Origin of the sequence: Stenotrophomonas maltophilia, from assembly GCF_013464915.1 — a bacterium.
Taxonomy (GTDB): Bacteria; Pseudomonadota; Gammaproteobacteria; order Xanthomonadales; family Xanthomonadaceae; genus Stenotrophomonas; species Stenotrophomonas maltophilia_AT.
Genome location: NZ_RAVT01000028.1, coordinates 25,801 through 50,622, shown reverse-complemented (window position 1 = coordinate 50,622; position 24,822 = coordinate 25,801). Strand labels below are relative to the sequence as shown.

General features: G+C 64.8%; 25 protein-coding genes. 6 read left to right on the top strand and 19 right to left on the bottom strand.

Going from position 1 to position 24,822, the window contains the following annotated elements:
- Positions 1-16 precede the first annotated feature (16 nt).
- The gene (locus D7T59_RS10645; RefSeq protein WP_180852273.1) at positions 17-1,339 is read left to right on the top strand and encodes a Smlt3024 family type IV secretion system effector; all 1,323 of its coding nucleotides are present in this window, start codon (positions 17-19) and stop codon (positions 1,337-1,339) included.
- A gap of 48 nt (positions 1,340-1,387) precedes the next feature.
- Here the strand turns inward: D7T59_RS10645 and D7T59_RS10640 are convergent, their stop codons facing one another.
- From D7T59_RS10640 to D7T59_RS10595, 10 genes are all read right to left on the bottom strand, one after another.
- On the bottom strand, positions 1,388-1,858 hold the full coding sequence (locus tag D7T59_RS10640; protein ID WP_180852272.1) for a hypothetical protein: 471 nt from the start codon (positions 1,856-1,858) through the stop codon (positions 1,388-1,390).
- On the bottom strand, positions 1,855-2,409 hold the full coding sequence (locus D7T59_RS10635) for a UDP-N-acetylglucosamine acyltransferase (protein WP_258013083.1): 555 nt from the start codon (positions 2,407-2,409) through the stop codon (positions 1,855-1,857). Before D7T59_RS10635 ends, D7T59_RS10640 begins: the two co-directional genes overlap by 4 nt.
- Positions 2,410-2,821: 412 nt before the next feature.
- Positions 2,822-3,019 (bottom strand): hypothetical protein, encoded by a 198-nt coding sequence (locus D7T59_RS10630; RefSeq protein WP_080355030.1) that lies wholly within the window; start codon positions 3,017-3,019, stop codon positions 2,822-2,824.
- Positions 3,020-3,134: 115 nt separating this feature from the next.
- Positions 3,135-3,512, bottom strand: coding sequence for an EF-hand domain-containing protein (locus D7T59_RS10625; RefSeq protein ID WP_180852300.1), 378 nt, complete (start codon positions 3,510-3,512; stop codon positions 3,135-3,137).
- A gap of 27 nt (positions 3,513-3,539) precedes the next feature.
- Entirely contained in the window at positions 3,540-3,938 is a 399-nt protein-coding gene (locus D7T59_RS10620) for a hypothetical protein (protein WP_180852268.1), read from the bottom strand.
- 90 nt (positions 3,939-4,028) lie between these two features.
- On the bottom strand, positions 4,029-5,990 hold the full coding sequence (locus D7T59_RS10615; protein WP_180852266.1) for a MacB family efflux pump subunit: 1,962 nt from the start codon (positions 5,988-5,990) through the stop codon (positions 4,029-4,031).
- Positions 5,987-7,177 carry an efflux RND transporter periplasmic adaptor subunit gene (locus D7T59_RS10610; protein ID WP_180852264.1) on the bottom strand — a complete coding sequence of 397 codons (1,191 nt, stop codon included), beginning with the start codon at positions 7,175-7,177 and terminating at the stop codon, positions 5,987-5,989. The genes D7T59_RS10615 and D7T59_RS10610 overlap by 4 nt, the downstream gene beginning before the upstream one ends.
- A 135-nt stretch (positions 7,178-7,312) precedes the next feature.
- Positions 7,313-7,978 carry a hypothetical protein gene (locus D7T59_RS21325; protein WP_258013081.1) on the bottom strand — a complete coding sequence of 222 codons (666 nt, stop codon included), beginning with the start codon at positions 7,976-7,978 and terminating at the stop codon, positions 7,313-7,315.
- Between the two features lie 47 nt (positions 7,979-8,025).
- Complete coding sequence (locus D7T59_RS10600) at positions 8,026-9,402, bottom strand: sensor histidine kinase (RefSeq protein WP_180852262.1); 1,377 nt, start codon at positions 9,400-9,402, stop codon at positions 8,026-8,028.
- Positions 9,402-10,076 (bottom strand): response regulator transcription factor, encoded by a 675-nt coding sequence (locus D7T59_RS10595; protein WP_180852261.1) that lies wholly within the window; start codon positions 10,074-10,076, stop codon positions 9,402-9,404. The genes D7T59_RS10600 and D7T59_RS10595 overlap by 1 nt, the downstream gene beginning before the upstream one ends.
- Positions 10,077-10,285: 209 nt before the next feature.
- On the opposite strand from D7T59_RS10595, the gene D7T59_RS10590 reads away from it, so the two are divergent.
- Positions 10,286-10,567 (top strand): hypothetical protein, encoded by a 282-nt coding sequence (locus D7T59_RS10590; protein ID WP_010484816.1) that lies wholly within the window; start codon positions 10,286-10,288, stop codon positions 10,565-10,567.
- Between the two features lie 58 nt (positions 10,568-10,625).
- Here D7T59_RS10590 and D7T59_RS10585 read toward each other — a convergent pair whose 3' ends face one another.
- From D7T59_RS10585 to D7T59_RS10575, 3 genes are all read right to left on the bottom strand, one after another.
- On the bottom strand, positions 10,626-12,758 hold the full coding sequence (locus D7T59_RS10585; RefSeq protein ID WP_180852259.1) for a TonB-dependent siderophore receptor: 2,133 nt from the start codon (positions 12,756-12,758) through the stop codon (positions 10,626-10,628).
- 118 nt (positions 12,759-12,876) lie between these two features.
- On the bottom strand, positions 12,877-14,703 hold the full coding sequence (locus D7T59_RS10580; protein ID WP_180863238.1) for a hypothetical protein: 1,827 nt from the start codon (positions 14,701-14,703) through the stop codon (positions 12,877-12,879).
- Between the two features lie 132 nt (positions 14,704-14,835).
- A complete protein-coding gene (locus D7T59_RS10575; RefSeq protein ID WP_180852253.1) occupies positions 14,836-15,495 on the bottom strand; it encodes a TetR/AcrR family transcriptional regulator in 660 nt (219 codons plus the stop codon).
- An 82-nt stretch (positions 15,496-15,577) separates the two neighbouring features.
- Here D7T59_RS10575 and D7T59_RS10570 point away from each other — a divergent pair, with 82 nt between their 5' ends.
- A complete protein-coding gene (locus tag D7T59_RS10570) occupies positions 15,578-17,107 on the top strand; it encodes an FAD-dependent monooxygenase (RefSeq protein WP_180852252.1) in 1,530 nt (509 codons plus the stop codon).
- 45 nt (positions 17,108-17,152) lie between these two features.
- On the opposite strand, the gene D7T59_RS10565 is transcribed toward D7T59_RS10570, so the two are convergent.
- The 5 genes from D7T59_RS10565 to D7T59_RS10545 all read right to left on the bottom strand — a co-directional run bounded on the left by D7T59_RS10565 (position 17,153) and on the right by D7T59_RS10545 (position 20,467).
- Positions 17,153-17,398 carry a hypothetical protein gene (locus D7T59_RS10565; protein ID WP_164135810.1) on the bottom strand — a complete coding sequence of 82 codons (246 nt, stop codon included), beginning with the start codon at positions 17,396-17,398 and terminating at the stop codon, positions 17,153-17,155.
- Positions 17,399-17,524: 126 nt separating this feature from the next.
- Positions 17,525-17,794 (bottom strand): hypothetical protein, encoded by a 270-nt coding sequence (locus D7T59_RS10560; RefSeq protein ID WP_125428315.1) that lies wholly within the window; start codon positions 17,792-17,794, stop codon positions 17,525-17,527.
- An 86-nt stretch (positions 17,795-17,880) separates the two neighbouring features.
- Positions 17,881-18,525, bottom strand: coding sequence for a hypothetical protein (locus D7T59_RS10555; RefSeq protein ID WP_180852250.1), 645 nt, complete (start codon positions 18,523-18,525; stop codon positions 17,881-17,883).
- Between the two features lie 133 nt (positions 18,526-18,658).
- Positions 18,659-19,135: a hypothetical protein gene (locus D7T59_RS10550; protein ID WP_180852248.1), complete on the bottom strand. Its 477-nt coding sequence runs from the start codon at positions 19,133-19,135 to the stop codon at positions 18,659-18,661.
- Positions 19,136-19,228: 93 nt separating this feature from the next.
- Complete coding sequence (locus D7T59_RS10545; protein WP_180852246.1) at positions 19,229-20,467, bottom strand: NADH:flavin oxidoreductase/NADH oxidase family protein; 1,239 nt, start codon at positions 20,465-20,467, stop codon at positions 19,229-19,231.
- Positions 20,468-20,556: 89 nt separating this feature from the next.
- On the opposite strand from D7T59_RS10545, the gene D7T59_RS10540 reads away from it, so the two are divergent.
- Complete coding sequence (locus D7T59_RS10540; RefSeq protein WP_180852245.1) at positions 20,557-21,039, top strand: MerR family transcriptional regulator; 483 nt, start codon at positions 20,557-20,559, stop codon at positions 21,037-21,039.
- Positions 21,040-21,055: 16 nt separating this feature from the next.
- Here the strand turns inward: D7T59_RS10540 and D7T59_RS10535 are convergent, their stop codons facing one another.
- Entirely contained in the window at positions 21,056-22,264 is a 1,209-nt protein-coding gene (locus D7T59_RS10535; RefSeq protein WP_180852243.1) for an MFS transporter, read from the bottom strand.
- Positions 22,265-22,501: 237 nt separating this feature from the next.
- Between D7T59_RS10535 and D7T59_RS10530 the strand changes: the two genes are divergently transcribed.
- Positions 22,502-22,759 (top strand): hypothetical protein, encoded by a 258-nt coding sequence (locus D7T59_RS10530; protein ID WP_099550990.1) that lies wholly within the window; start codon positions 22,502-22,504, stop codon positions 22,757-22,759.
- A 36-nt stretch (positions 22,760-22,795) separates the two neighbouring features.
- The gene (locus D7T59_RS10525; RefSeq protein WP_164135804.1) at positions 22,796-24,475 is read left to right on the top strand and encodes a type IV secretory system conjugative DNA transfer family protein; all 1,680 of its coding nucleotides are present in this window, start codon (positions 22,796-22,798) and stop codon (positions 24,473-24,475) included.
- Positions 24,476-24,822 lie beyond the last annotated feature (347 nt).

Below are 24,822 nucleotides of genomic sequence, written 5' to 3'. Positions count from 1 at the left end.
CATTCAGGAGCTGGCAATGGGCGGATTGACGCAAGAGAATCTCAAGATTCTGGCCAGCTATGCCAAGGCCGGAAACCGCGAGTTGTACTGGAACTATCTGTCGCAGCTGCCGGATGCGGATGGCTATGGGACGCTGGCGCTGGGTGTTGTTCGCAACGACAGCCTGCCAGGCCGCGTTGCAAACAGCTACGCACAGGACTATGCACGGCACCAGGAGGGCAAGGGATCCGGCTTTCCCGACGCGCAGCTGAGCGAGCGCCAATGGGAGGTGTTTGGGCAGACGCTTCTGCGCCAGGACCTGGAGCGGCGCTTGTACTGGATGGAGCAGGGGCGTCCCGAAATGGCACTGAATCTTCCCGGCAAGGATGTGATGCTGGCCCACGACCGGGCATTTGAACGGCATGAGCTTGATCCAAACTGTTGGACGCCGCGCGTGCTGCTGCAGGTGGCGGAGCAGAAGAGCGGCCCCGGGAAGCTGGAACAGATCTGGACCAACATGCTCAACAATGACTACGCCGGAGGCCCGCGCGTAGGCAATACCAGCGTCGATGCCATCAGCCAGATGGGATGGACGAAGGGCGGACAGTACCTGACCCGCTTGAGCGTGCTGGAAGCCACCCAGGCCCTGGAAGGGCGCTCGTCGGTCGATCCGAACGTCATCGGTGGCAACAGCTACTACGCGATGTACTTCGAGGCGGACAGGAAATGGGCCAGCGTCAGTGCAGGCGGCGGCCACGTGTCGCTGCGCGAGATCACCGATCCCTCCCGTATCGCCGAACTCAACGACGCCCGCGAGGTTCGTCTGGAGCGCCAGGAAAAGCGTACCCAGTTCCACCCGGACGACCCGTATCGGACGATTACCCGCAGCCCGCTGACGGCAGCGGTGGACGACGTGCCGGATCCCTCGCAGGCGCCGACCCGTCTGGCGGACATCGGCCCAGGCCATCGGGAGTACGCACTGATGCAGCAGGTGCGCGAAGGCGTTGCCGCGATCGATGCCAGCGCGGGGCGCACCCACGATGAGAACAGCGAGCGTCTTGTGGCGAGCGTGATGGCGTTGGCCCGCCGCAACCAGCTTGAACGTGCCGATCACGTGCTGCTGAGCGCCCAGACGGCCGATACTCCCGCAGGGCGCAACGTGTTCGTGGTGCAGGGCGAGATGAACGATCCCGCCCATCTGCGCGTTTCAATGCCCACGGATGTAGCAGTACATACGCCGGTTGCGCAGTCTTTGCAGCAGATGGAAGCCGCCAGCCTGGAGCGGCAGCAGGCGCTCATGCAGCGCCAGCAGGATATCGAAGTGCAGACTCGCGAGAGTCACGCGGTGCGGATGGGTTGAAATCGCACCGCAGCAGAGCGATGCCCCATGAAAGGGGCATCGCCGCGTTTACGGGGCCGACTTCGACTGGCGTGGATCGGCAATGATCCGCGAGGGTGACCCATACAGCACCAGCACCCGCATGCCGGTGCTGAATACCGGATCGGGGCCTTGTACAACTGTCATCAGATTGCCGTTCTCGGTCTGCACCACGTACTCCAGGCCCTTGGCCTGCGAAAGTGCGCGTTCGGAGGCTGCGCCGGCAATCGCGCCTACCACCAGGCCGCCAATGGCACCGATGGCCGCCGCCTGGTCGCTGCCACCGATGGTGGAGCCGGCCACGCCGCCAGCCGCAGCGCCGGCAACGGCACCACCGCCCTGTGAGCCGTCAATACTGACCGCGCGGACGCTGATGACCGTGCCGCTGACGGTGCGATTGACCTGTCCCACCGAACCGATGGAGTAGCTGTCCGTGCGCACATTTGGTGCGCATGCGGTCAGTATCACAGCAGCGGATGCTGCCAGCAGCAGGCGCTTCACGGCGCTTCCTGCTTGTTCGGGAACATCGGCTTGGAGATATCCACTGTCTCCAGAGCCTGCAGGAACTGGGCGATGTTGTTCTGGGCCGAGCGGCTGATCGACTCACGGGCACGGATCATGCCTGCGAAGGCGTAGTTGAACGGAACTTCGCCGGACGCGCTGACATCCTGAGTGTAGACGATGCTACCGGTTGCACGATCGATCAGCTCGTAGCGGGCGATCGTCCTGGTGGTCATCGATGCACCGAAGCTCGGAATGTCGATCGCCAGGATCTTCACCGACAGGCTCAATTTCACCGGCGCGTCGTCGCGGAACACCGCCATTTTGTTCAGCGCTTCGGTCAGCGCGTTCTGCCACATCTGCGGAACTTCGTGCTGGGCCTGCGCGGGGATCTTGCCCTTGGCTTCATCCGGACGTGCCAGCGAGACCGTCAGCGACTTCAACTCGCCATCAATCTTCTTGCTGCTGACGCCGACATTCGGGACCGAGAAATTGAGCGGAGGATTGGTGGTGCAACCTACCAGCGACACGGCGATGATCGCCGCGAACATGAACTTCTTCATCCATTTTCCCCTGTGACTACGTTGAAACATCCATGGCGAATCGTGTGTTCGTCGGCAACGACGATGCTGCGCCGCAGCGGCCGCATGAAGGCGTGGCTGACTGCGCGCAAGGATACCTGAATTGGGACGATCTGCCGTCTGGTACTGTCACCTGGCAGAGTTGGCGCTGCAAAGGACGACAAAGGGTGTCAGGGGCTCAGCACCGGGTCCGCACGCCGTCGCGCAAATGCGCCAGTCGCATTGTGCTACCGATATGGTGGATGAGTATTCTGCGTGCATGCTCGGCTTTGCCGGCCAGCTGGAATGCAGACTGATACCGTGGGGAGCGAGGAACACCTTTCGAGAAGCACCAATGCCAGCCCCTGGATGGGGGCCGGCACACATCACGGCAACGCGTGACTTACGGGATGGTGCAGCCGCTGTTTCTCAGGCAACGGGCAAACGCCGGGTAGCAGACGTTCTCGCCATTGCCCGCCGCCAGACAAGCGTCGTAGGCGGTGTAGCACGGGGTACAGCGGGACTGCGCGGAGGCACTGCCGATTCCCAGGGTCAGTGCAGCAGCCGCAATAGCAACAGACAGCTTGAATCCAATCTTCATGCTTCACTCCGTTGATAGCCCTCCTTGGGCACCTCGGAGGCTATCGTGGGAAGTGGGCGTATTCAACCCGCACCGCGCCCAGGTGGGCATCCATCTTCAGCGCCCCGCCCTGGATTCACTTTGTTGGCGCGTCTGCAGTCTGAGCGGCAACCATGGCCTGCTGCATTTCCTTCAGCGACAGATAGCCGTCGCCATCGGTGTCAAGGCCCGCAAAATACTTCGCGATCTCCGGCACCACGGTGGCTTCCTCTTTGCTGATCCTGCCGTCCTTGTTGATGTCCATGGCAGTGAACGCGGCGTCGATCGAATCGGCCCGCCTGCTGAAGCGTCCCTGCTGGAATTTCATGTATTCGGCCTTGTCGACGCGACCATCCTTGTTGGCATCCATCGCGGTGAACGTGGAATCGATGTAGGCCTGTTTCGGGTCGGCCGGTGCGGCCCCGGCAAGCAATGGCGCAGCGCACAGGGCAATCAACAGAGCAGTTCTGGTCATGGGGTGTTTGTCCTTGTTGAGGGTCAATCAGCGGCAGGGATAGGTGTAGCCGTCGGCGCCGCGATAGGTATCGTTGCGGCGGTCGTAGTTGCCGTAGCGGTTCATGCAGTAGTCGGCACGTTCGCGGGTTTCGCGTTCACGCTTGGCGGCTGCGGCGATCACGCCGGCCACCACTGCTGCACCCACCACGCCCACCACCACGCCGGTGGCTTTGGCGTCGTGCCGGCGCTCGCGTTCCCGCTCACGTTCGCGTTCGCGCTCACGACGCTCCCAGGCATCACGATCGCGATCACGGTAGCCCTGGTTCCACTGCGTGGCGTAGCGGTCGCCTCGTTGTGCGTGGGCATCGCCGGAGTAGGGCAGCAGCACAAGCAGTTGTACGGTTGCTGCCAGCAGTAGTGAGGTTCTTCCTGGTTTCAGAAACATCGTCCAGCTCCTGTGCGGACATTGTTGGTAGCTGCAGTAGACCGCGCAGACATTGCGCGAACCTGCCGTCACTGCTGGCAGATGCGGTGGCTATCGAACCAGGGCCTCCACTGGATCCAGCTGGGCGGCGCGGCGCGCGGGCAGGAAACCGAAGCCAATACCAATCAGGCTGGAACAGGCGAAGGCGGCCAGAATCGAATGGACGGAGAACACCAGGCTGAAACCCACCTTGGCCACCTCCAATGCGGCACCCAGCGCCAGGGCCACGCCGATGCCGAGCAGGCCGCCGAGCAGGCACACCAATACCGATTCGATCAGGAACTGCTGCAGGATGTCACTACGGCGCGCGCCCACCGCCATGCGCACACCGATCTCGCGTGTGCGCTCGGTCACCGACACCAGCATGATGTTCATCACGCCGATTCCGCCGACCACCAATGCGATGGCGGCGATGGAGCTGATCATCATGGTCAGGATGCCGGTGGTCTGTTCGATGGATTCACGGATCTTCGCGTTGTTGCTCATGTAGAAATCGGTGCTGCCGTGGCGCCGCGTCAGCAATCGCGCGATGGCCTGCTCGGCCGCTTCCATGCTGATCGCATCGGAGACGCGCACGGTGATGCTGGAAACATGCCGCTGCCCGAGCATGCGCGCCATGGTGGTGGTGTAGGGCAGCCACACCCGCAGCAACGAGGCATCGCTGGCCGCGCCGGCGTCCTTCTTCACCACGCCCACCACGCGTACCGGCACGTTGCCCAGCAGCAGGCTCTGGCCGATGGGATTGTCCGCCGCAGCGAAGAAGCGGGCGCGGGTATTGGCATCGATCACCACCACCTGCTGGTAGCCGGCCACGGCGGGCGGGCCGAAGAAGGCGCCTTCGCCCAACTTCAGGCCATGTACGCGGAAATACTGCTCGCTGACGCCCTGCACCTGCACGCTGGCCGAGCGGTTGCCGCGCAGCGCGGTACCGGTGGTGGCAACGCCGGGCGTGGCGCTGTCGACGAACGGCTGCCCGGCCAGGGCCACGCTGTCGCCGGGGGTGAGCGTTTCCACGCGCGCCGAATGCAGGTCGCCGAAACCCGAGCCGGGATAGATCTCGATGGTGCTGGTGCCCAAGGAGGCGATGTTGGACAGGATGGCCTGCCGTGCGCCGGTGCCCAGCGCCACCACCGACACGACCGATGCAATGCCGATGATGATGCCGAGCATGGTCAGGAAGGTGCGCATGCGGTGCGCATTCATGGCGCGCAGGGCCATCCGGAAAGCTTCAGTGAACCGGTCCCGCCAGACCTGCCAGCCGTCCGTCGTGCGCTTGGGCACGGCGGGCGTCACCACGCCCGCTGCCGGACCGGTACCGGTTGCACGGTCATCCACAATCCGCCCATCACGGATTTCGATGATGCGCTGCGCGTGCTCGGCCACGGCCATGTCATGCGTCACCAGCACCACGGTATGGCCCTCGGCATGCAGCTCGCCGAGGATCTTCATCACTTCCCTGCCGGAATGTGTGTCCAGCGCACCTGTGGGCTCGTCGGCGAAGATCACCGCGCCGCCATTCATCAGCGCACGCGCGATCGAGACGCGCTGCTGCTGGCCACCCGACAGTTCGCCAGGAAGATGCTGCATGCGCTCGCCCAGACCAAGCCGCGACAGCAGCGTGGCCGCACGCGCATGGCGTGCCTCGGCAGGCATGCCGGCATAGATCGCGGGCACTTCCACATTGCCCAGTGCAGTCAGGTCGGTCAGCAGGTGATAGCGCTGGAAGATGAAGCCGAAATGCTCGCGACGCAGCTCGGCCAGCTCATCGGGCGACATCTGCGCAGTCTCGCGCCCGCCGATCTGATAGATGCCAGCAGAAGGGCGATCCAGGCAGCCCAGTATGTTCATCAGCGTGGATTTGCCGGAACCGGATTGACCTACGATGGCCACCAGCTCACCCGCGTGGATGTCCAGGTCGATACCGTCGAGTACCACCAATGTCTGCTCGCCCGCGGAAAACTCGCGGCGTACGCCGCGAACGCGCAACAGCGGCCCGCTCGTGGTCGTAGTCATTTCGGCTGCACGGGTGTGATGGTCGCTTCGTCGCTGGCCTGCGCCAGCACGACCTGTTCGCCTTCCTTCAGCCCGCTGCGTACTTCCACCCGGATCTGATCGTCCAGCCCGGTGGTGATGCGCCGCGCGCTTGCGTGGCCGTCGGCGCCACGTACCAGAACACTGTAGCTGCCATCGGCAGCGCGCGCACCCAATGCGGCCGAAGGAATGGTCAGTACGTCGTTGACGCGTCCCAGCACGATGCGGACCTGCGCGGTCATGTAGCTGCGCAGGCGGCCGTCGGCGTTGTTCACGTCGAACTGCCCGTTGTAGTAAATGGCCGTGCGGCTGCCGCCCGACGCTGCCGGTGAAGCCAGGCTGGGGCTGTCTTCATTGGTGATCGATTCCGGCGCCGGTGCGATATCACGCAACCTGCTGCTGTAGCGGCGGCCGGCATCACCCAGGATGGTGAAGAATGCCTCCTGGCCAACAGACGTGTGAACGACGTCGGCCTCGGAAATTTCCGCGTATACCGTCATCACGTCCTGGTTGCCCAGTATCACGATGGTCGGTGCGCTCTGTACTGCGTTCACGGTCTGCCCCTGTCGCGCGACCACGGCCAGCACGGTGCCGTCGGTGGGAGCGGTGATGCGGGTGTATTCCAGATTGGTTTGGGCGACATCGACGTCGGTCTGTCGGCGCACAACCTCACCGTCCAGCGCAGCAATCTGTTCCCGGGTGGCGTCGACCTTGGCCCTGGCTGCATCGAAGTCGGCGCGGGCCACCAGTTGCGAGGCCACCAGCTGCTGCTGCCGATGCAGTGCCAGCTCGAACTGGCGCAGGTCGGTGGCCAGCGCATCGCGGTTGGCACGCGCGGTGCGCTGTGCGGCCTGCGCGCTCAGCAATGCATTGCGCTGGGTGCGCGAATCGATATCGGCAATCGGATCACCGGCCTTCACCTTGTCGCCCAGCTTCACATGCAGAGTCTCGATGCGGCCGGATACCTGGGCACCAACGCTTACCAGTCGCGAGGGCTTCAACGTGCCGGTGGCTTCCACCACCTGTTCGATGTTGCCGCGAACGACCGGCGCAAGCTGAAGTTGCGGTGGTGGCGCGGGACGCAACCATGCAAACAAAATCAGTGTGCTGCACAGCACAGTGGCAGCAATGATGAGCGCGCGGCGGCGCTTGCGCGGCACGGCGCTCATCGGCGCAGCATCCAGAAGAGACAGGTCATCGGTGGTCCTCGCGGCAGAAGAAGCGCACGTCTGCCGTGGCAGGCGTGGATGGCCGTCGAGTCTCGATGCGCTGGGTTGCGTGAACCTTGCGGGCCTATCGCTGTGTCAGCCTGCGGCAAGAAGGGCGAACAGTGCTACGGCGATGAACTGCAAAGCGCTACCGAGCACCAGCAACGCGTTGCGCAGCCGCTGGCCTGCCATTCGCGCACCGAAGAGTTGACTCACCGTGCCGGCCAGCAACCAGAACAAGGGTGAAACAGGCAGCTTCGTCATCCCTGCACCGATGGCGATCAGAAGCGCACTGGCAATCATTACTCCGGCAGCTTGGCCTTCCAGAAAGCGCAGTATCGGCGGAGTTGGGCGCGTGGTTGCCGCTCGCCATGCCGCCAAGCCATGCAGGGCTGCATGCACCGTGACGAACAGGAACACGGCGGCGGCCGCCGCTGCATTCGCGTGCCGATACGTTGAAGCCACCAGCGCAATGCCGGGAAGCAGCAGAAACAAGGCGCCGAACAGCCGCATCAGTACGCCAGCGCGCTCGACCTCGGGAATTGCCCGTAGCCAACGCGGCCAATGCTCCAGGCCGATCGCGCGGCCATTGCGTGGGCGGCGATTCCATGCAGCAGCCGTGATGTCTGGCGAATTCGGCGGTGGCACGGTGCGCGTGGAAGAGGAGGGTGGAGGAGCTCCCTGGGTCACATGCAGGCTTCCTGTCAGATCGGAATGCGGTGGCAGGGCAGCTGCCACTCCCCGATGCTGTGCAGCGAACATTGCCGCAACCTTGCCTGTCCTCGCGGCCGTCCACGCATGGACAGGTGTCAGTTATCCACGTGCATGCGATGTTCCCGGTTCTCCAAGGGTGGCGAGCGGGTCACACCCGGGTGCAGTGGAAACTCGACACGGATCAAAGCACCACCGCCAGGCGCATCCAGAATCGTGACGCGGCCGCCATGACGGTCGATCACCTGACGTACGAGGTTCAGCCCCAGGCCTGCGCCTGTCTGTCGTGGCCGCAGCCGCTGGAAGGGTTCGAAGACGCGCTCGCGCTGGTCGACCGGTATGCCGGGGCCGTCGTCCTCGACCTCCAGGCAGCTGCCCTGGACGCGCACGACGATCTGGCGTCCGCCATGTTCGGCAGCATTCAGTACCAGGTTGGAGATCACACGTTCCACCGCGCCGGTCTCGCCGAACACCGGGAAGTGTGGTTCCACCGCCACGGCTACGGCCTTGTCCGACTGGATCAACAGCGGCGCCAGATCAGCGGCCACCCGTTTGGCCACCCGCGCCAGGTTGATGGTCTCCTTCGGCCCGTCCTCGTCCATGCGGTGCAGATCCAGCAGCTGCTCTGCCAGCGTCGCCAGGCGCGCCACTTCCACGGCCAGGCTGCGCGAGGTGGCATCGTCGGCCGCATCGACCTTTACCCTCAGAATCGCGATGGGTGTGCGCAGCTCATGTGCGGCGGCGGCAATGAAGCGGCGTTGCCGTTCGTGTCCCTCGTCCAGCCGGTCCAGCGCCTCATTCACCGCTGCCACCAACGGAGCGATCTCTACCGGTACAGCGGTTTCGGTCAGGCGGACACCGCGGCGGCTGGCTGAGATGTTGCGGGCTTCCTGCGCGATGCGCTCCACCCCGGCCAGGGCTCGTCTTACGATGACCGGTGTCAGGACGATGGTGGCCAGGCCCAGCAGCAGGAAGATCGGCAGGGTGATGATGTGTGCCGCCAGCGCCATCTGCCAGGTCAGCGTATCAGTTTCGCCGTGGGCCATGATGGTCAGCTTGCCGGCCGGGCCACTGTGCTGGCGGACCACGACGGCGAGGCCATCGCTGCGATCGCGCCCGCGCAGGTCACCAAAGGGGATGCCATCCAGTGCGCCTACCAGCGAGGCATAGGCCGGCGGCACAGGTCCGAACGTAACGTGTTGGCCGTGCTCATCCTCGGCGATGAACCATGCACCGGGAACGATCTTCAGCAGCTCGGCAAGTTCCGGTGTGTGCTGCACGTACAGCTCGCCATTGCGATCGCGGTGCACCGCCTCGGCAGCCACCGGTGCGAAGGTCTGGATGCTGTAGTAGCCACCGCTGTCGGCACGTATCAGCACCATCAGCAGCGCGAAGAACGCCACCAGCAACGCCAGCAGCTGATAGATCAGCGTTTTGACGATCAGCGGGCGCTTCAACGATGGACGACGCGCCATTACTTGGCTTCCCGCATCAGATAGCCGACGCCGCGGATGGCGTGGATCTCCACCCGGGCATCGGCATCGGCCAGCTTGCGGCGAAGCCGCGACACGTGCGAATCCAGCGTATTTGAATGGATGCCGTCATCGAATCCATACACCGCCATTTCAATCGACTCGCGCAGCACGGTGCGGCCCAGCCGCCGGGCCAGCGCGGTCAGTACACGGATTTCGCGGCGCGGAAGTTCCAGCCGCTGCCCGCCCACGCTGGCCTCGCCCGAGGCAGGATCGAACAGGAGCCGGCCGATGCTTATCGGCTCTACCTGCATGCCGCTCGGCCGGCGCCCCGCAGCGCGGATGCGGGCGAACAGTTCCTCCAGTGCGAAGGGCTTGGCCAGATAGTCGTCCGCGCCCTCATCCAGACCGGCGATGCGGTCCGGCAGCTGCCCCAGCGCGCTCAGCACGATGATCGGCACCCCGGGGTTGCGCTCGCGCAGCAGTGAAATCAATCCCAGGCCGTCGCCGTCGGGCAGCGTGCGGTCCAGCAGCACCAGGTCGTGCGATCCGTACAGGGCCGCTTCGCGGGCCAGCGCCAGGGTGTTGGCCAGGTCCACCACGTAGCGCTCACGCTGCAGGGCGGACTTCAGGGTGGCGGCCAGTTCGGCTTCGTCTTCAATCAGCAGGATGTGCATCGGCAGGGCTTGCGCAGGAAGGGGGCGTGGCGGGGCGGTTCGGCACGCGCCGGCACCGTATTACAGGAACATTGCGTGAACATGGCGTGCCTTCCGGACGCCCTGCAGGCCGCTTGTGCCCACGAAGAAGGGCATCGGCGCAAGGTTCGCGCAATCCGGGCACTCCAGCCTTGGCGCCCTCCCGCTGATCCCCAACCCCTGGAGTACCCATGAAGTTGTTCGTTCCGTTGTTGTTCGTGGCCGCGCTGAGCGGCTGCACCACCGCCAGGATGACCGTCACCCCCGATGGCCGGCGTGGCGTCTCCATCGACTGCAGCGGCTCCAGTTCCTGGAGTGGCTGCTACGAGAAGGCCGGGCAGATGTGCCCCGGCGGCTATGTGGTCTTCAGCAAGGATGGCGACGACGGCAACGCGATCGCGGTGGGCAACAAGAACGGCTTCACCTCCACCCAGATGGCTACCCGTTCGATGCTGGTGGCCTGCTCGCACTGACGCCAGCAGGGGAGGTGGGCAGCCACCTCCCCCTGTCATCATGGTTCGCAGCCCTGCCTCAGAAGCTGTAGGCCGCTTGCACATACACCCGTCGTGGCTCGCCGGGGAAATGCCCGTTGCGTTCGATGAAGCCACTTGCCGCATACACCTTGTCGAACAGGTTCTTCACGTTGGCCTGCAACTGCCACTGCTTCCACGTCGTCTTCCAGCTCATGTCGAACACCGTGTAGGCCTTCACCGTCTGCCCATCCAGGCTGACACGCTCGCCCACATGGTCTGCCCCGAAGCCGATGGCGGAGTTGATTGCTGGCAGGTCGTAGCGGGTCCATAGGCCCAGCTTGTTGCGGGGCGCATTAGCGAAGCGGTCGCCTGAGGCGTTGGTGATGCCGTTCGGGCCGGCGTCCTTCACCCGCGCATCGTTGTAGGCGTAAGTCAGGTTCAGCACCCAGCGCTCGGTGAGGTCGGCCAGCAGGTCCAGCTCCATCCCGGTGCTGCGCACCAGGCCCAGCGCGGCCAGCTGGCTCACGCCACCGATCACTTCGCCAGTGGCCTGCACGATGTTGCTGCGGTCGATCCGGTAGGCGGCCATGTTCAACGTCACGCGGTCGGCCAGCAGCGACTTCATGCCCACTTCCCACTGCTTGCTGCGCTCGGCATCGAACGGTCCGCCGGCGGCCGGATTCTGGTTGGTGGCACTCTGAGGCACGAAACCGCTGGCGACGTTGGCGTAGACATTCAAGCCTTCGTGCACGGTGAACGTGCTGCCCAGCCGCCAGCTGAGATCGTTGCCCTCGACACTGCTGCCAGCGATGCGATCCTCATCCTTGAAACCATCCCAGCGCAGCCCGGCCAGCACATGCCAGCGCGGGCCCAGCGCCAGCTCATCCTGCAGGTAACCACCATGGCGTTTGCTGCGGGTGGACGTGCTGCGCCAGGGCAGGGCGCCCAGGTTGTAGTCATGCCATGTGCTGGCGCCGTACACCGGATTGAACAGGTCGATGCCCCGCACCGGCCCCGCGCCGCGCGCAAGGTCAGCGCTGTTGGCGGTCTGTGCAGTGAAATCCGCATCCAGCTGGTATACATCGGCGCCGAACAGCACCTTGTGCTCCACCGCGCCGGTGGTTACCCGCCAGACTGCATTGCCGTTGGCAGTGAACGCTTCGTTGTCACGGATCTGGTTGCGCAGCTGGCGGGTCATCCATTCGGCCACGCCATCGCGGTCGCGATCGATCAGGCCCATCGGCTCGTGGTACATCTGGTGTTCGTTGTTGCTGAACCAGCGGGCGGCGAAGTCCACGTCCAGAGTATCCAGCGGCGCGAAGCGATACTGTGCCAGCGCCACCTTGGCGCGCATGTCGAGAAAGTCGCTGGCCTCGTTGTGGTTCCAGCGGCGGTCGGTCAGGAAAGTGCCCGCATCGTTGACCGGTACGCCGCGCAGGCGGTTGCCGCCAAGGTTCTGGGTGATGTCAGTGAACTGCAGCAACAGTTCGCCGGTCTGGCCGACGTCGAAGGCCAGCGAGGCATCGCCGATCACGCTCTCGCTGTCGGTGTTCCAGCGCACGCCTTTTTCACTGTCGGCATAGAGCCCGGCGCGATAGCGCACGCTGCCGGCCGCATTCAACGGCCCGGTACCCTCGATCGATCCGGCTCGGAAGTCCTTGTCGCCCAGCTGGACCTCAATGCGGCGCTCGGCAGCGGCTTTGGGCTTGCGGGTCACATAGTTGATGACGCCACCGGCATCTCCGCCGCCGTACAGCGCACCTGCCGGTCCTTTCAGCACCTCCACGCGTTCGATGTTGAACAGCTGCGGCACCGAGAAGCCTGCATAGGGATCGCCGCGCAGACCGTCATACAGCACGTTCTCCTGGCGGAAGCCGCGCAGGGTCACCCCGGCATAGCTGAAATAGCTGATGCCGCTGATGCTGCGATAGAGATCGGTCACCTGGCGCGCGGCCTGGTCGTCGATCAACTCGCGTGGCACCACCTGGATCGACTGGGGCACCAGCTGCAACGGGGTATCGGTGCGGGTGCCGACGGCGGCGTCGTCCACGCGGTACAGCGTCTGTGCGCGGCCGCGCACTTGGACGGCATCCAGCTCCTTCGGCGGATCATCCGCTGCATGGGCGGGGAGTGTCAGGGCAATGGCCAGAGCGGCGCAAAGGGGGTGCCTGCAGAGCGATGGGAGGGCCATGGGGGCGACAGTATGGGGGTGCAAATGAGAAAGAATATCATTGGCATTGGCATGGTGGCGCTTCGTCGATCAGCCACTGCCCGCCCGGTCAGGGTGGGCAGCGCCGGGAGCGTGCATCTCACGTCGGTGTCAGCAACTCGCTGATGGCATCGTGCTGCTTTCCAAGTTGTTGTTGCAGCACGAAATCGTGCAGCAGGGCCGCAGCGGCCTTGCGTTGACCATCGATGTCCTGGAGCGAGGCATAGCGCACGGTCGGGTCGTTCGGGCTCGGTCGCCCAGGCGCCTCCATCTCGGTGGCGGAGGTGAGCGTGATGAAGGCCAGCGCGCGCTTGTTCTCCTTCAGTTCCGCGTTGGTGGTCAGCACTACCAGAGTGACCTCATAACTGAGGCTGCCGCCGCGCCGGGTGTTGTAAGCGTGGCTGCGCACGCTGACCTTGGTTCCCTTGGGCAGTACCGCCTGCAGCTTCCGGGCGAAATCCCATTTATCGAACGCCATCTGTGTCTTCTGGTCGACGCGCACCATGAACGCAACGTCGACACCGGTAAACGGAACCTGTGGCACGTCCAGATAGGGGCTCTGTTTCAGGCTCTGCACCAGGACCAGATCGTCACTGAACATGGCGGAAGGGTCGACGGGGGCGGTGAAGGACTGTTTGAGCAGCTCGAAGATGGTCAGTGCGCGTTGGCGTCCTTGGGCAATCCGCTGAAGTACCGCCGGTGCTGGATTGTTCTGCACATAGCTGGCGTTGGCGTCCTGCATGCGCCGCTGCACTACCGCTGTCAGTCCATTGATCTGCTGGTCGGCAGACGCATTGGCGTTGGCGGAGGCCTCTTCACCGGCCATGCTGTCGACTACCTTCTTGAACTGCGCCAGACGGTCCTGGCCCGCGTACAGGGTGTAGATCTCGTTTACGCGCGCCACCCGCTTGGGCCGCTTGCGCGCGCTGGGGCGGTTGGGGTCGACGGCGATCTCACACAGCATCACCAGGTTCTCGCGCAGGTGGTAGTCCATGTCCGGTAGTGGCAGACGGACCGGATCCTGGGCCCCGCCATCGGTGCCGATCACCAGTTTTCCACGGTCGATTTCCGACCAGACAGTGACTGCCTCGATCGAGTTCCGGCGCGGCAGGCTGACGTCGATCAGTTCCATCAGGATCGGTCGGGGCGTCGCGGGTGCCGTCTGAGGTGGATTCGGCGGCGCGGTGATCAGCTCGGCATGCCAGGTGTAACCCATCCGATAAAGGATGAAGGGCCGGATGGCGTCGTTCAGGATGATGCCCGGTGGAGCCGCACGTCCAGGCGATGTGAGGTCGCGCCGGGTATCAAGGGTGAGCCCGGTGGTGTCGCGGCTGTAGACACGGCGCAGTGCCTGGGTGGGATCGCAGGTGGCACGCCAGGTGACGTTCGCGGGCTGGCCTGGAGGGAGGGGCAATGGCTGAGGCGTCGGTTCCAGCGGCGAAGCGGCGGGCTGCGGCGGCCTGGGAAGGGGCTGCAGCAGATACGCCGCATTCTGTGCTGCGAGCTGATCGATCAGGAGTGCGACGTTCTGGCCGGCAATGGTGAGTTCTTCCACCACCAGATCTTCGATCAAGGCATGCAGTTCGTTCTGCACCGCGCCTGGCAGCCAGGGGTCGATCACGATCTGCGTATCCCAGTCCGAGTCACCCGAGGTGAACAGGTGCTCGTTGTGGTTCTGCAACATGTCCATGCGTGCGGCGAAGGCATTGCCGCCCTTGATGTAGAAATGCACCAGCGGCATGTCCTGTCGGAGCAGGTACTTGGTGCGCACGCCCTCGGACAGGGCATGCAGTTTCGCGTCGATGTCGGCCAGCGCTCTGATGACGGCGTTGCGGATGTCCGGGTAGGTCTGCGCGCTGTTGATCTTCTTGGTCAGGTCGCCGCTGATCTGGCGGCGCCAGTCGGCTTGCTCAGGTGTCTCTTTCATGGCTTGGCCTCTGCGGGAAGACAGGGTGCTGCGCGAGGTGGGCCCTGGCGCAACAGTGGCTTCACCGTAGATGCCGGCAAGCGGGAATGATCGGGCCAATCGATGCTGGTCGTGACCGCCGATGCGGTGGATTCAATGATCGTTGCGGGCTGGTTGCTGGTGGCGTGCTGTGTAGGCGGTCCCGCTGAGCGCAGCGTGCACGCCGATGCTGCCGCGCTGCCAGGTTGCAGTGAATGCCGGCGTGGAATCGTTGCCTTTGTTGAAAGCACGCAGTGCATCGGCATAGGCCACCACCAGCGCTGCGATCAGCATCGATGCACCCAGTTGTGCCGGTGCGTCGGCGGGGTCGGCCCCGGTTGCATCTGCCATCAAGCATGCAAGGTCTGCGATGAGCAGGGCCTGCAGCTCCCGTGCGCGGCCTGCGAGTACGGGGCTTTCGGCGACGGTCAGCCAGAAGGCCGCCGCGCCTGTGTTGATCCGCAGCAGGGGGTGACCGCTCTCCAGAAGTTCCTGTACCAGTGACTGGAAGGCCGCCAGCGGGGGCATGCTGCGGCGCGCCAGCATTCCCTCGCGCAGCAGTGCACGTGCTTCCTCGTCGCGGTCGAAGACCAGGTCTTCCTTGCTGGCGAAGTAATTGAAGACCGTCTTGCGTGATACCCCCGCGGCCCTGGCGATCTCGGACATGGATACGGCCTCGAAGCCGCGCGCGATGATCAGCCCGGTGGCGACGTCGGAAATCGCTTGTCGGGTCTCGGCTTTGCGCTGCTCGCGGCGGCCTGGGGGCGGGGTCATGGGCGGCTCACTTGTGAAATCGTACACCGAGTGTAACATTCGGCTTGCCAGAGCGCCGGCCCGGCGCTCACGAGGAATCCCCATGCTGTACGACGTCGTCATTGCCGGTGCTGGCCCGGTTGGCTTGTTCCTGTCCTGCGAACTGGCCCATGCCGGGTGTTCGGTGCTTGTGCTGGAACAGGCCGGGTCCGCCGACTCGCCGTTGAAGCACCTGCCATTCGGGCTGCGCGGCCTGAACACCCCCACGCTGGAGGCACTGGATCGGCGCGGCCTGTTGGACGCGGTCGCCGCGGCGCAGGTGCTCAAGCCCGACAAGGGGGCACCACCGCCTGGCACTGCCCATTGGCTGGCGCAGCCGCGCGCGCTGGGTGGGCACTTTGCGGGTATTCCGTTCGCGCTGGACTGCGTGGACAGCGGGTGCTGGAACTGGCGCCTGCCGACGCCGGTCGGCACCCAGATGGCGGTGGAGCTGCAGGCGCTGGAAAGGGTCCTTGCCGAACGTGCGAGCGCGCTGGGCGTGCGCATCGAACGCGGGCGCGCGGTAGAGGCCGTACAGGCAGGCGAGACGCAGGTGGTCATTGAGACTGCTGACGGAGCCGTGCGCGGTCGTTGGCTGGTCGGTTGCGACGGTGGCCGCAGCACCGTGCGCAAGCAGTGTGGTTTCAGCTTCGTCGGCACCGATCCTGAATTCACCGGCCATTCGCTGCTGGTTGAACTGGAAGATCCGTCGGTGCTGACGCCGGGCCGGCAATACACCGCGCAGGGCATGTGCAATTTCAATCCGCCGGGCGTGCTGGCGCTGGCCGACTTCGACGGAGGTGCCGGTCATCGCACGCACCTCGATCTGGATGCAGCGCAGGCCCTGCTGCGGCGCGTGTCCGGTTGCGACGCAACGATCACGGCCCTGCATCTGCACAGCACCTGGACCGATGGCGCGCGCCAGGCCAGTGTCTATCGCAACGGCCGCGTGCTGCTGGCCGGTGACGCTGCGCATGTGCATTCCCCGTTGGGAGGGCAGGGCCTGAATCTGGGCATCGGCGATGCGATGAACCTGGGTTGGAAGCTGGCCAGGGTGGTACGCGGTGATGCCGGCGTGGCGCTGCTGGAAAGCTATCAGGCGGAGCGGCATCCGATCGGCGCCAAAGTACTGGACTGGTCGCGCGCGCAGGTTGCGCTGATGCGACCTGGAGCCGGTTCGCGTGCGTTGGCGGCGGTGATGGCCGATCTCGCTGGCACCCGCGATGGGGCCACCTATCTGGCCGAACGGGTCTGGGGCGTATCGCAGCAGCTTGATCTGGGGAATGGCCATCCACTTGTTGGTCGCAGCGTACCGGACTTCCGGCTGGCCGATGGCCGCCGCATGGGGGAGGTGCTGAGGACGGGGCAGGGGGCGTTGCTCGTGTTCGATGAGAACTGCGCGTCGTGCGACCTGGTCGACCGTTGGCGGCAGCCGTTCACCCGCATCGCCTCGGCGGTGGACGATACGCTGGGCTTGGGGGCGGTGCTGGTGAGGCCCGATGGAATTGTTGCGTGGGCCTGCGACGCGGGAAGCGATGGGGCAGGGCTGGACCAGGCATTGCAGCGCTGGTACGGACCGTTGGCGACGGGATGACCTGCATGCCGAAGGCGCAGCCGTCGTAGGCTGCGCCTGGTGCGGTTACAGATCTTTCTTCTTGCCGCTCAGGTCGATCGGCCTGTCACTGCCCTTGCGCTCGCTCGACCACACTTCCATGCTCTTGTTGCAGCGGCTCTCGCGGGCCGCCACTTCGCGCGGTAGATCCTTCAGGTGCGGCGACTCCTGGCAGGCCTGATGCATGTTGCTGTCGTCATAGGTGGCACAGGCGCTGAGCGAGGCCAGCGCAAACAAGACGAGTGGGGTACGCAGCCGGGGCAGCAGGTTCATGGGGCGGTCTCGGGGTGGTGCCGGAGTGGCCCTGCCATTGCAATCCGTGACCCCGGGCACAGGCAATCGGACCGATCGCACTTGTTATTCCGTAACAATTGGGTGATAGTCCAGCGCGCGGCGCGGTCAGGCGATGCAGGCCATCAGCACCATGCACAGGGCCAGCATCAGCACGAACACACGGCGGCTCAGCGCAAGGCAGGCCAGGTAGGCCGCCAGGGCCCAGGCGCCCAGCACGGCACAGGCCAGCATCCACACCCCGATCACCATCAGTGAGCCGCTGGCCAGCGCCGACAGCGCAATGGCCTTGAAGGCCGCTACGCCCAGCACACTGCCGAGGATGCCTGCCTGCAGGGCGATGGCATCATGACGTGCGGGGGCAGGCGCGTGAAGCATGGTGGCTGGATGGGTCCAAGCATGAGCGGCGCACGTACTGTGCCCGAATGCATATCCACGCCATGTGTTCGTCGCCGATGATGTGATCAGTGCCGGCGGCGCGACAGCAACAGCCCAATGCCCACCACGGGCACAATTCCGAGCATTGGCGCCTTGTACAGCGGCCAGCCATGCAGCAGGCCTGTGATCACCAGTGCCGCCGTTGCCAGCAACAGGACCGCACCCCACACGCGTGCAGGCCAGGCACCGAAGAAGTAGCGACGCTGCGGAGCAGCGGCAGCGTCGGCAGGCCGATTCGCGAGAGCCTCTGCCAGAGCGTCCCGGAAGTTTGAGAATTCCTGCATCGATGCCCGTGTGCGCTGGAGCAGCACGCTCGGTCCATCGATCATGGTCAGATCGACATGATCGTCCAGGTTGTAGGACAGGATCTGCTTGAATGGGAGGGGAGCGCGGTGCTGGAACACCAGGCGATCATGTTCCAGTGCCACCCGGTCCCGTCTTGGGGAATAGACAACGAAGGCCAGGAACAACGCCGACAGCGTGAAAACCGCTGCTGCACCCAGTGCAGGAAGAAGTCCAAGTTCGGGCGCGACGGCGAACAGGAGTATTGCCAGTGGTACGGCTCCGACGGCAAACAGGGCGTACTGGTGATAGCGCCTGAAGATGCGTACTTCACTGCCGATTTTCCGTGCTCGGGCGGGGAGACGGGTGGGGGTGTTGGGCAGCTTCATGGCCTGTGTTCGATCACGGTTCTCCGGCAGGAAATCGTGGCGTCGGGTTGCACTGAAGTCCATGCAACTATTTCGAATCCACCCTTGCTGGACCTCCATGTGCATCTTCGTGCGCCTTCGCCCACGCATCTGCTCAGTCGAACTCACCCTCGGCCGATTCCAGCCGCTGCCGGTAGGCCGCCCGATGCTGGTACAACCGCTGGCATTCCGCGGATCTGTGGATGCGGCTGGCCGGCTCGTTGGCCACCGAGTCGCACATCCGCGCGATGTGGTTGTTGGCCGCCAGCTCGGTGACGAAGAACACGGCAGTGACGCCGGTGCCAAGCAGCACGACATACAGCAGACGGCTGAGCCAGCGCGACAGCTTTCGCTGGAAATGCTGCTGGATGGTCAGGTCGAAACGGATGATGCTCAGCACGACCCAGATGATTGCGACGAGGAAGCAGATCGTAGGCAGCAGGCCGCGCCAGATTCCTGCTTCGTACACCGACTCGCTGTAATGGACCGCTGCGCCGGCACCGGCGATGGCGATCGCCAGCGCCCAGTTGCGGCCCAGCGAGAGCAGATCATCGAGCAGCTTTTCGCGGTTCCTGGTTGGTTCTGCTGCCACGGTGGTTCCTTCTGCCTGCTGCGACCGGCAGCGGACTGCCGCCGGTCATGCAGATGGTGGAGCATCGCTGCGGCGATGAGAAGACCGCGCGGCTCAATGTGTGATGGCGCGGGCGCTGATCCAGCGCCGGTAGCGGCGAGCCCGGCATTTGCCGGCGGCCTGTGCAAGCAACAGCGCCCACAGCGGCGAGACCCCGGGCGCAGTGGGGCGGCGCCGGCTCAACCGGCCCAGCTGATACTTCACTGCCGCCATGTGCGCGCTGGCCGCCAGCGGCTTGCTGCGCCAGTTGATGTTGCGCAACACCGGCACCGGGTCGCGGCCCTGCTGCCAGTGCTGTGGCAGATCAGGCTCGATCGCCAGCGCGGTGGCAATACCGACCATCGCAACGCCGCTGGCCAGCACCTGTTCTGCCACTTCGCGGCGGCGGATGCCGCCGGTGACCATCAGCGGCATCGTCGCCACCGTGGCGATCTCACGTGCAAATTCCAGGAAGTAGGCCTCACGTGACAGGCTGCGTTCGTCGCGTGCGGTACCGGTCATGGCCGGTGCCTCATAGCTGCCGCCGGACAGTTCGACCAGATCCACGCCGAGGGGCGCCAGCATCTCCACAACGGCGCGCGCGTCCTCGGGCGAGAAGCCGCCGCGCTGGAAGTCGGCGGAGTTGAGCTTCACCGCCACTGCGAACGCAGGTGACACGGTGGCGCGTACGCCCTGTACGATCTCCAGCAGCAGGCGCGCACGGTTGTCCAGGCTGCCGCCCCAGCGATCCTCGCGACGGTTCGACAGCGGCGACAGGAACTGGCTGAGCAGGTAGCCGTGCGCGGCATGGATCTCCACGCCGCTGAAACCCGCGCGTTCGGCCAGCTCGGCACTGCGGATGAAGCGGGCGATCACTTCTTCAATGTCGGCTTCGCTCATCGCCTTTGGCGGCGCGAACTGCTTGGACAGCGCGCCCATGTCCAGTGGCACCGCCGAAGGTGCCAGCGCCGGTTGGCCGAGCGCGGCCGGCATCTGCCGACCGGGATGGTTGATCTGCATCCACATCTGCGTACCCCGCGAGCGTGCTGTTTCCGCCCAGGCACTGAACCGGTCGAGATGGCGATCATCTTCCAGCACCACGCCGCCGGGGCCGGTCATGGCTCGGCCATCAACCATCACGTTGCCGGTGATGATCAGCCCGGCGCCGCCGTGGGCCCAGCGCTGGTACAGCTCCAGCAGTGCGATGGAGGGGGCATGGTGGGCGTCGGCCATGTTTTCCTCCATCGCCGCCTTGGCGATGCGGTTGCGGATGACGGCACCGGAAGGCAGTGCCAGGGGCGAGAACAGCGACATCGGACAGCTCCAGGACAGGGGAATGGCGCTACGCTAACCTTCAAGTTTGATTGAAGGTCAACAGGCTTCCATGTCGAGGATTCAGGCAGATGAAGATCGGTGAGCTGGCCCGCCGCACGGGCCTGGCAGCGTCGCGCATCCGCTTCTACGAAGAGGCCGGGTTGCTGGTGGTCCAGCGCCAGGCCAACGGCTACCGCGACTACCCGGAGCAGGCGGTGCTGCTGCTGGAGCTGATTACTGGCGCGCAGCGCGCTGGCTTCAGCCTGGAGGAGATACGCGCCTTGCTGCCGCCAGACATGGGCCAGTGGCAGCACGACGCATTGATCACGATGCTGCAGCAGAAGGTGGCCGACATCGAGGCGCTGCAGCGGCGGCTGGCCGACAGCCGCGCCCACCTCCTGGCCCTGATCGAGGACATCCAGGCGCGGCCGGACGGGATTGATTGCGCGGCCAACTCTCGGCGGGTATTGGACCGTGTGAAACGTGGTGAGCTGGCGCGTCCGACACTTGCGGCCGGCGATGCAGCGATGCTGCGGCCGGGGCGCCGCCGCCGCCGCATGGGCAACGACTGACGACCCGGCGCCGCGTTCAGTGGCTGCCGGCGGTGGCCTTGCGCTTCCTGTCCAGCATCACCGCCACGCACCACAGCAGCAGGCCGCCGATGGCGGTGGCGGCACCGACATAGCCGGTACTGGCCGGGCTGAAGCCTGCGCTGATCGCCATGCCGCCCAGCCAGGGGCCGAGCGCATTGGCGGTATTGAAGGCGGCGTGGTTGGAGGCGGCGGCCAGGGTCTGCGCTTCGCCGGCCACATCCATCAGGCGGGTCTGCAGCACCGCGGCCAGCGCACCCATGGTGCCGACGGTGACGATCATCGGACCGATCGTCCACACTGACTGCGCGGCCAGCGGGTACAGCAGCAGCATCACGATGGACCACAGCAGCACCACGGCGGCGGCCTTGAAGTGGAACTTGTCGACCAGCCAGCCACCGGCGATGTTGCCGATGATCGCGCCGATGCCGAACACGCCCACCGCCAGTGGCATCCAGGATTCGGCTACGCCGGTGACCTGCACCAGGGTGGGTGCCAGGTAGGTGAACACGCAGAACATGCCGGCGAAACCAACCGCGCCGATGGCCAGCGCCAGCCACACCTGCGTGGTATTGAAGGCGCGCAGTTCGCGCATCGGCGAGGTGCGCACTTCATCCGGATCCGGCAACAGGAAGCGCGCGATCATCGCCACGGTGGCGACGGCCAGCACGCTGACCAGGGCGAAGGCGGTGCGCCAGCTCAGCTGCTGGCCCAGCCAGGTGGTCAGCGGATTGCCGACCAGGATCGCGATCGACAGGCCCAGCGACACGCGCGACATCGCCTGGCCACGCTGGCCGGCGGGGCTGATCGCCGCAGCCACCAGCATCGCCACGCCGAAGTAGGCACCGTGCGGCAGGCCGGCGACGAAACGGGCCACCAGCATCGTGCCGTAGTTGGGCGCCAGCGCACTGGCGAGGTTGCCGATGGCATAGAAGCCCATCAGCGCCAGCAGCAGCTTGCGGCGTGGGAAGCTGGCGCCGACGAAGGCGAGGATCGGCGCACCGACGACTACGCCGATGGCGTAGGCGCTGATGAGGTGGCCGACCTGGGTTTCGGAGATCGACAGGCCACGGCTGATCTCCAGCATCAGGCCCATGCTGGCGAATTCGCTGGTGCCGATGGCGAAGCCGCCCAGGGACAGGGCAAGGATGATCAGGGTGCGCTGACGGGGCGTCAGCCGCGCAGCCAGGGAAGAGTTGGGGCTCATGCGGGGGCGCGATGGGGGCGGGGAGCCGTGCATTGTACTGCTGCACCGCAACAGGGGCAGCCATGCCGCGGGGCAAATCAGCGTTTGATCGATGGGATTGTGGCCGCCCGCGCGTGGGCTCGGGGCTGCAGGAGGTGCGGCGCGCTGCGGCTGGCGTCCTGCATGTGATGACGACATGCGGAGCGGCATGATGGTGCACACAGGGGATCGTGGAGCGCTTGGACAAGGAGGAAATCGATGCAGGAATTCAGGCATGTGCTGGAGACGCGTGGCCGCTATCAGCTGGTAGCGGTGTCCTACGAGCCGGTGTACGCTCCGGGCGATGTGGTCGGCCATGCGGTCGTCGCCGACGATGGGGATCGTCTGACCGACCTTGTATCACTGGCCGAAGCGCGCCAGCTGCTGTTGCAGCGGGTGCGTGAAGAGGGCGAGGAGCCCGGGCTGGAGAACGAAAACCACCTGCGGAAGAAGGCGTCGCGCTGGCGCCGCCGCTAGGCCGTCGCGCCCTCGTGCGCATCATGGAGGATCCGGGTGTTGCCCAGTAAGAAGTATTCGCTCATCGCCATCATCACGCTGGCGACCCTGCTGCTTGGTTTCGTGTTTTCCGGCTACCTGACCCTGCTGTTCCTTGGGTTGGACACCAAGCTGTTCACCTGGAACACGTACTACCAGTACTACCACGCCATTGGCCAGCCGCAGGTTGCGCCTTTCGTGGGCAAGATCAAGTGGGCCGGCTACGTGGGCTTCGGCCTGCCGTTGCTGGTCCTGCTGGTGACCGGCCTGGTGCTGCTGCTGAAGAAGGACAAGCGCTCGTTGCACGGCGACGCGCGCTTTGCCACCGGCGCCGACCTGTCCAAGCACGGCATGTTCAGGAAGACCGGCCAGAGCATCGTGGTCGGCAGCCACGGCGGCAAGCTGGTGCGGCTGGACGGCCAGCAGTTCGTGATCCTGGCCGCGCCCACCCGTTCGGGCAAGGGCGTCGGCGTGGTCATCCCGAACCTGCTCGAGTACGGCGAATCACTGGTGGTGCTGGACATCAAGCAGGAAAACTTCGACCTGACCAGCGGCTGGCGTGCCAGCCAGGGCCAGGAGATCTACCTGTTCAATCCCTTCGCCGAGGATCGGCGCACGCATCGCTGGAACCCGCTCAGCTATGTCTCCGATGACCCGGCGTTCCGGGTGTCGGACCTGATGAGCATCGCCGCGATGCTGTATCCGGATGGCGCCGAGGACCAGAAATTCTGGGTCAGCCAGGCGCGCAACGCGTTCATGGCCTTCACCCTGTATCTGTTCGAGAACTGGGACGACGAGCGCAGCAGTGGCTTCCCGGGTGGCTCGGGCACGCCGACGCTGGGTTCTGTCTACCGGTTGTCATCCGGCGATGGCACCGATCTGAAGAAGTACCTCAAGGCCTTGTCGGAGCGTTCGTTCCTCAGCGCCAACGCGCGCTCGGCGTTCGCCAACATGCTGTCCCAGGCCGACGAGACCTTCGCCTCGATCCTGGGCACCTTCAAGGAACCGCTCAATCCCTGGATCAACCCGGTGCTGGACAAGGCCACCAGCAGCAACGACTTCCTGCTGACCGACGTCCGCAGGAAGAAGATGACCATCTACATCGGCATCCAGCCCAACAAGCTGGCCGAGAGCCGCCTGATCATCAACCTGTTCTTCAGCCAGCTGATCAACCTCAACACCAAGGAACTGCCCAAGTCCAACCCGGACCTGAAGTACCAGTGCCTGTTGCTGATGGACGAATTCACCTCGATCGGCAAGGTCGAGATCATCGCCTCGGCGGTGTCCTACATGGCCGGCTACAACATCCGCCTGCTGCCGATCATCCAGAGCATGTCGCAGCTCGATGCCACCTATGGCCGCGAAGTGTCGCGCACGATCATCACCAACCACGCGCTGCAGATCCTGTACGCGCCGCGCGAGCAGCAGGACGCCAACGACTATTCGGACATGCTGGGCTACACCACCATCCGCAAGAAGAACGTCACCCACGCCCGCGAGAAGACCCACAGCTTCACCGAAGAGCGGCGCGCGCTGATGCTGCCGCAGGAGCTGAAGGCGATGGGGCCGGACAAGGAAGTGTTCCTCTACGAGGGCATACCGCATCCGGTGAAATGCGACAAGATCCGCTACTACAAGGACCGCTACTTCACCTCGCGGCTGCTGCCAAAGGTCGATGTTCCGATGCTGAAAGTCTGATTTCACAAACATAAAAATGTGAAGTGAATTCACATTCACTGACGTGAAATGGTGCGCTCCGTCAAAAAAACAACACGTTTCGATAGATTTTCAGGTTTTCCTGACATGGAATTGACGCGCAGTTGTGTAACCCTGTGTGCGACATCCAGAGATGTGTGCTGGATGTCAAAGTTTTGAAGCAGGGTGGCCAGGAGTTTGTGCCATGGAAACAAGGATGGTTTCGACGTTGGTATGGGTGTGCAGGTGCGTGACGGGGAAGCTCCGTCGCTCGGCCTGCAACCTGGTTGGCAGCCTTCGGGCTGCAGGGGAGCCGGAGTGGGTGTGCTGCATGCCAGTGCGTCCCTCCG

What these genes read in the sequence shown, in the direction of transcription:
- D7T59_RS10645 (WP_180852273.1), top strand. Translation starts at nt 17, where the DNA reads ATGGGCGGATTGACGCAAGAGAATCTCAAGATTCTGGCCAGCTATGCC.
- D7T59_RS10635 (WP_258013083.1), bottom strand. Translation starts at nt 2,409, where the DNA reads ATGTTCGCGGCGATCATCGCCGTGTCGCTGGTAGGTTGCACCACCAAT.
- D7T59_RS10630 (WP_080355030.1), bottom strand. Translation starts at nt 3,019, where the DNA reads ATGAAGATTGGATTCAAGCTGTCTGTTGCTATTGCGGCTGCTGCACTG.
- D7T59_RS10625 (WP_180852300.1), bottom strand. Translation starts at nt 3,512, where the DNA reads ATGACCAGAACTGCTCTGTTGATTGCCCTGTGCGCTGCGCCATTGCTT.
- D7T59_RS10620 (WP_180852268.1), bottom strand. Translation starts at nt 3,938, where the DNA reads ATGTTTCTGAAACCAGGAAGAACCTCACTACTGCTGGCAGCAACCGTA.
- D7T59_RS10615 (WP_180852266.1), bottom strand. Translation starts at nt 5,990, where the DNA reads ATGACTACGACCACGAGCGGGCCGCTGTTGCGCGTTCGCGGCGTACGC.
- D7T59_RS10610 (WP_180852264.1), bottom strand. Translation starts at nt 7,177, where the DNA reads ATGAGCGCCGTGCCGCGCAAGCGCCGCCGCGCGCTCATCATTGCTGCC.
- D7T59_RS21325 (WP_258013081.1), bottom strand. Translation starts at nt 7,978, where the DNA reads ATGTTCGCTGCACAGCATCGGGGAGTGGCAGCTGCCCTGCCACCGCAT.
- D7T59_RS10600 (WP_180852262.1), bottom strand. Translation starts at nt 9,402, where the DNA reads ATGGCGCGTCGTCCATCGTTGAAGCGCCCGCTGATCGTCAAAACGCTG.
- D7T59_RS10595 (WP_180852261.1), bottom strand. Translation starts at nt 10,076, where the DNA reads ATGCACATCCTGCTGATTGAAGACGAAGCCGAACTGGCCGCCACCCTG.
- D7T59_RS10590 (WP_010484816.1), top strand. Translation starts at nt 10,286, where the DNA reads ATGAAGTTGTTCGTTCCGTTGTTGTTCGTGGCCGCGCTGAGCGGCTGC.
- D7T59_RS10585 (WP_180852259.1), bottom strand. Translation starts at nt 12,758, where the DNA reads ATGGCCCTCCCATCGCTCTGCAGGCACCCCCTTTGCGCCGCTCTGGCC.
- D7T59_RS10580 (WP_180863238.1), bottom strand. Translation starts at nt 14,703, where the DNA reads ATGAAAGAGACACCTGAGCAAGCCGACTGGCGCCGCCAGATCAGCGGC.
- D7T59_RS10575 (WP_180852253.1), bottom strand. Translation starts at nt 15,495, where the DNA reads ATGACCCCGCCCCCAGGCCGCCGCGAGCAGCGCAAAGCCGAGACCCGA.
- D7T59_RS10570 (WP_180852252.1), top strand. Translation starts at nt 15,578, where the DNA reads ATGCTGTACGACGTCGTCATTGCCGGTGCTGGCCCGGTTGGCTTGTTC.
- D7T59_RS10565 (WP_164135810.1), bottom strand. Translation starts at nt 17,398, where the DNA reads ATGAACCTGCTGCCCCGGCTGCGTACCCCACTCGTCTTGTTTGCGCTG.
- D7T59_RS10560 (WP_125428315.1), bottom strand. Translation starts at nt 17,794, where the DNA reads ATGCTTCACGCGCCTGCCCCCGCACGTCATGATGCCATCGCCCTGCAG.
- D7T59_RS10555 (WP_180852250.1), bottom strand. Translation starts at nt 18,525, where the DNA reads ATGAAGCTGCCCAACACCCCCACCCGTCTCCCCGCCCGAGCACGGAAA.
- D7T59_RS10545 (WP_180852246.1), bottom strand. Translation starts at nt 20,467, where the DNA reads ATGTCGCTGTTCTCGCCCCTGGCACTGCCTTCCGGTGCCGTCATCCGC.
- D7T59_RS10540 (WP_180852245.1), top strand. Translation starts at nt 20,557, where the DNA reads ATGAAGATCGGTGAGCTGGCCCGCCGCACGGGCCTGGCAGCGTCGCGC.
- D7T59_RS10535 (WP_180852243.1), bottom strand. Translation starts at nt 22,264, where the DNA reads ATGAGCCCCAACTCTTCCCTGGCTGCGCGGCTGACGCCCCGTCAGCGC.
- D7T59_RS10530 (WP_099550990.1), top strand. Translation starts at nt 22,502, where the DNA reads ATGCAGGAATTCAGGCATGTGCTGGAGACGCGTGGCCGCTATCAGCTG.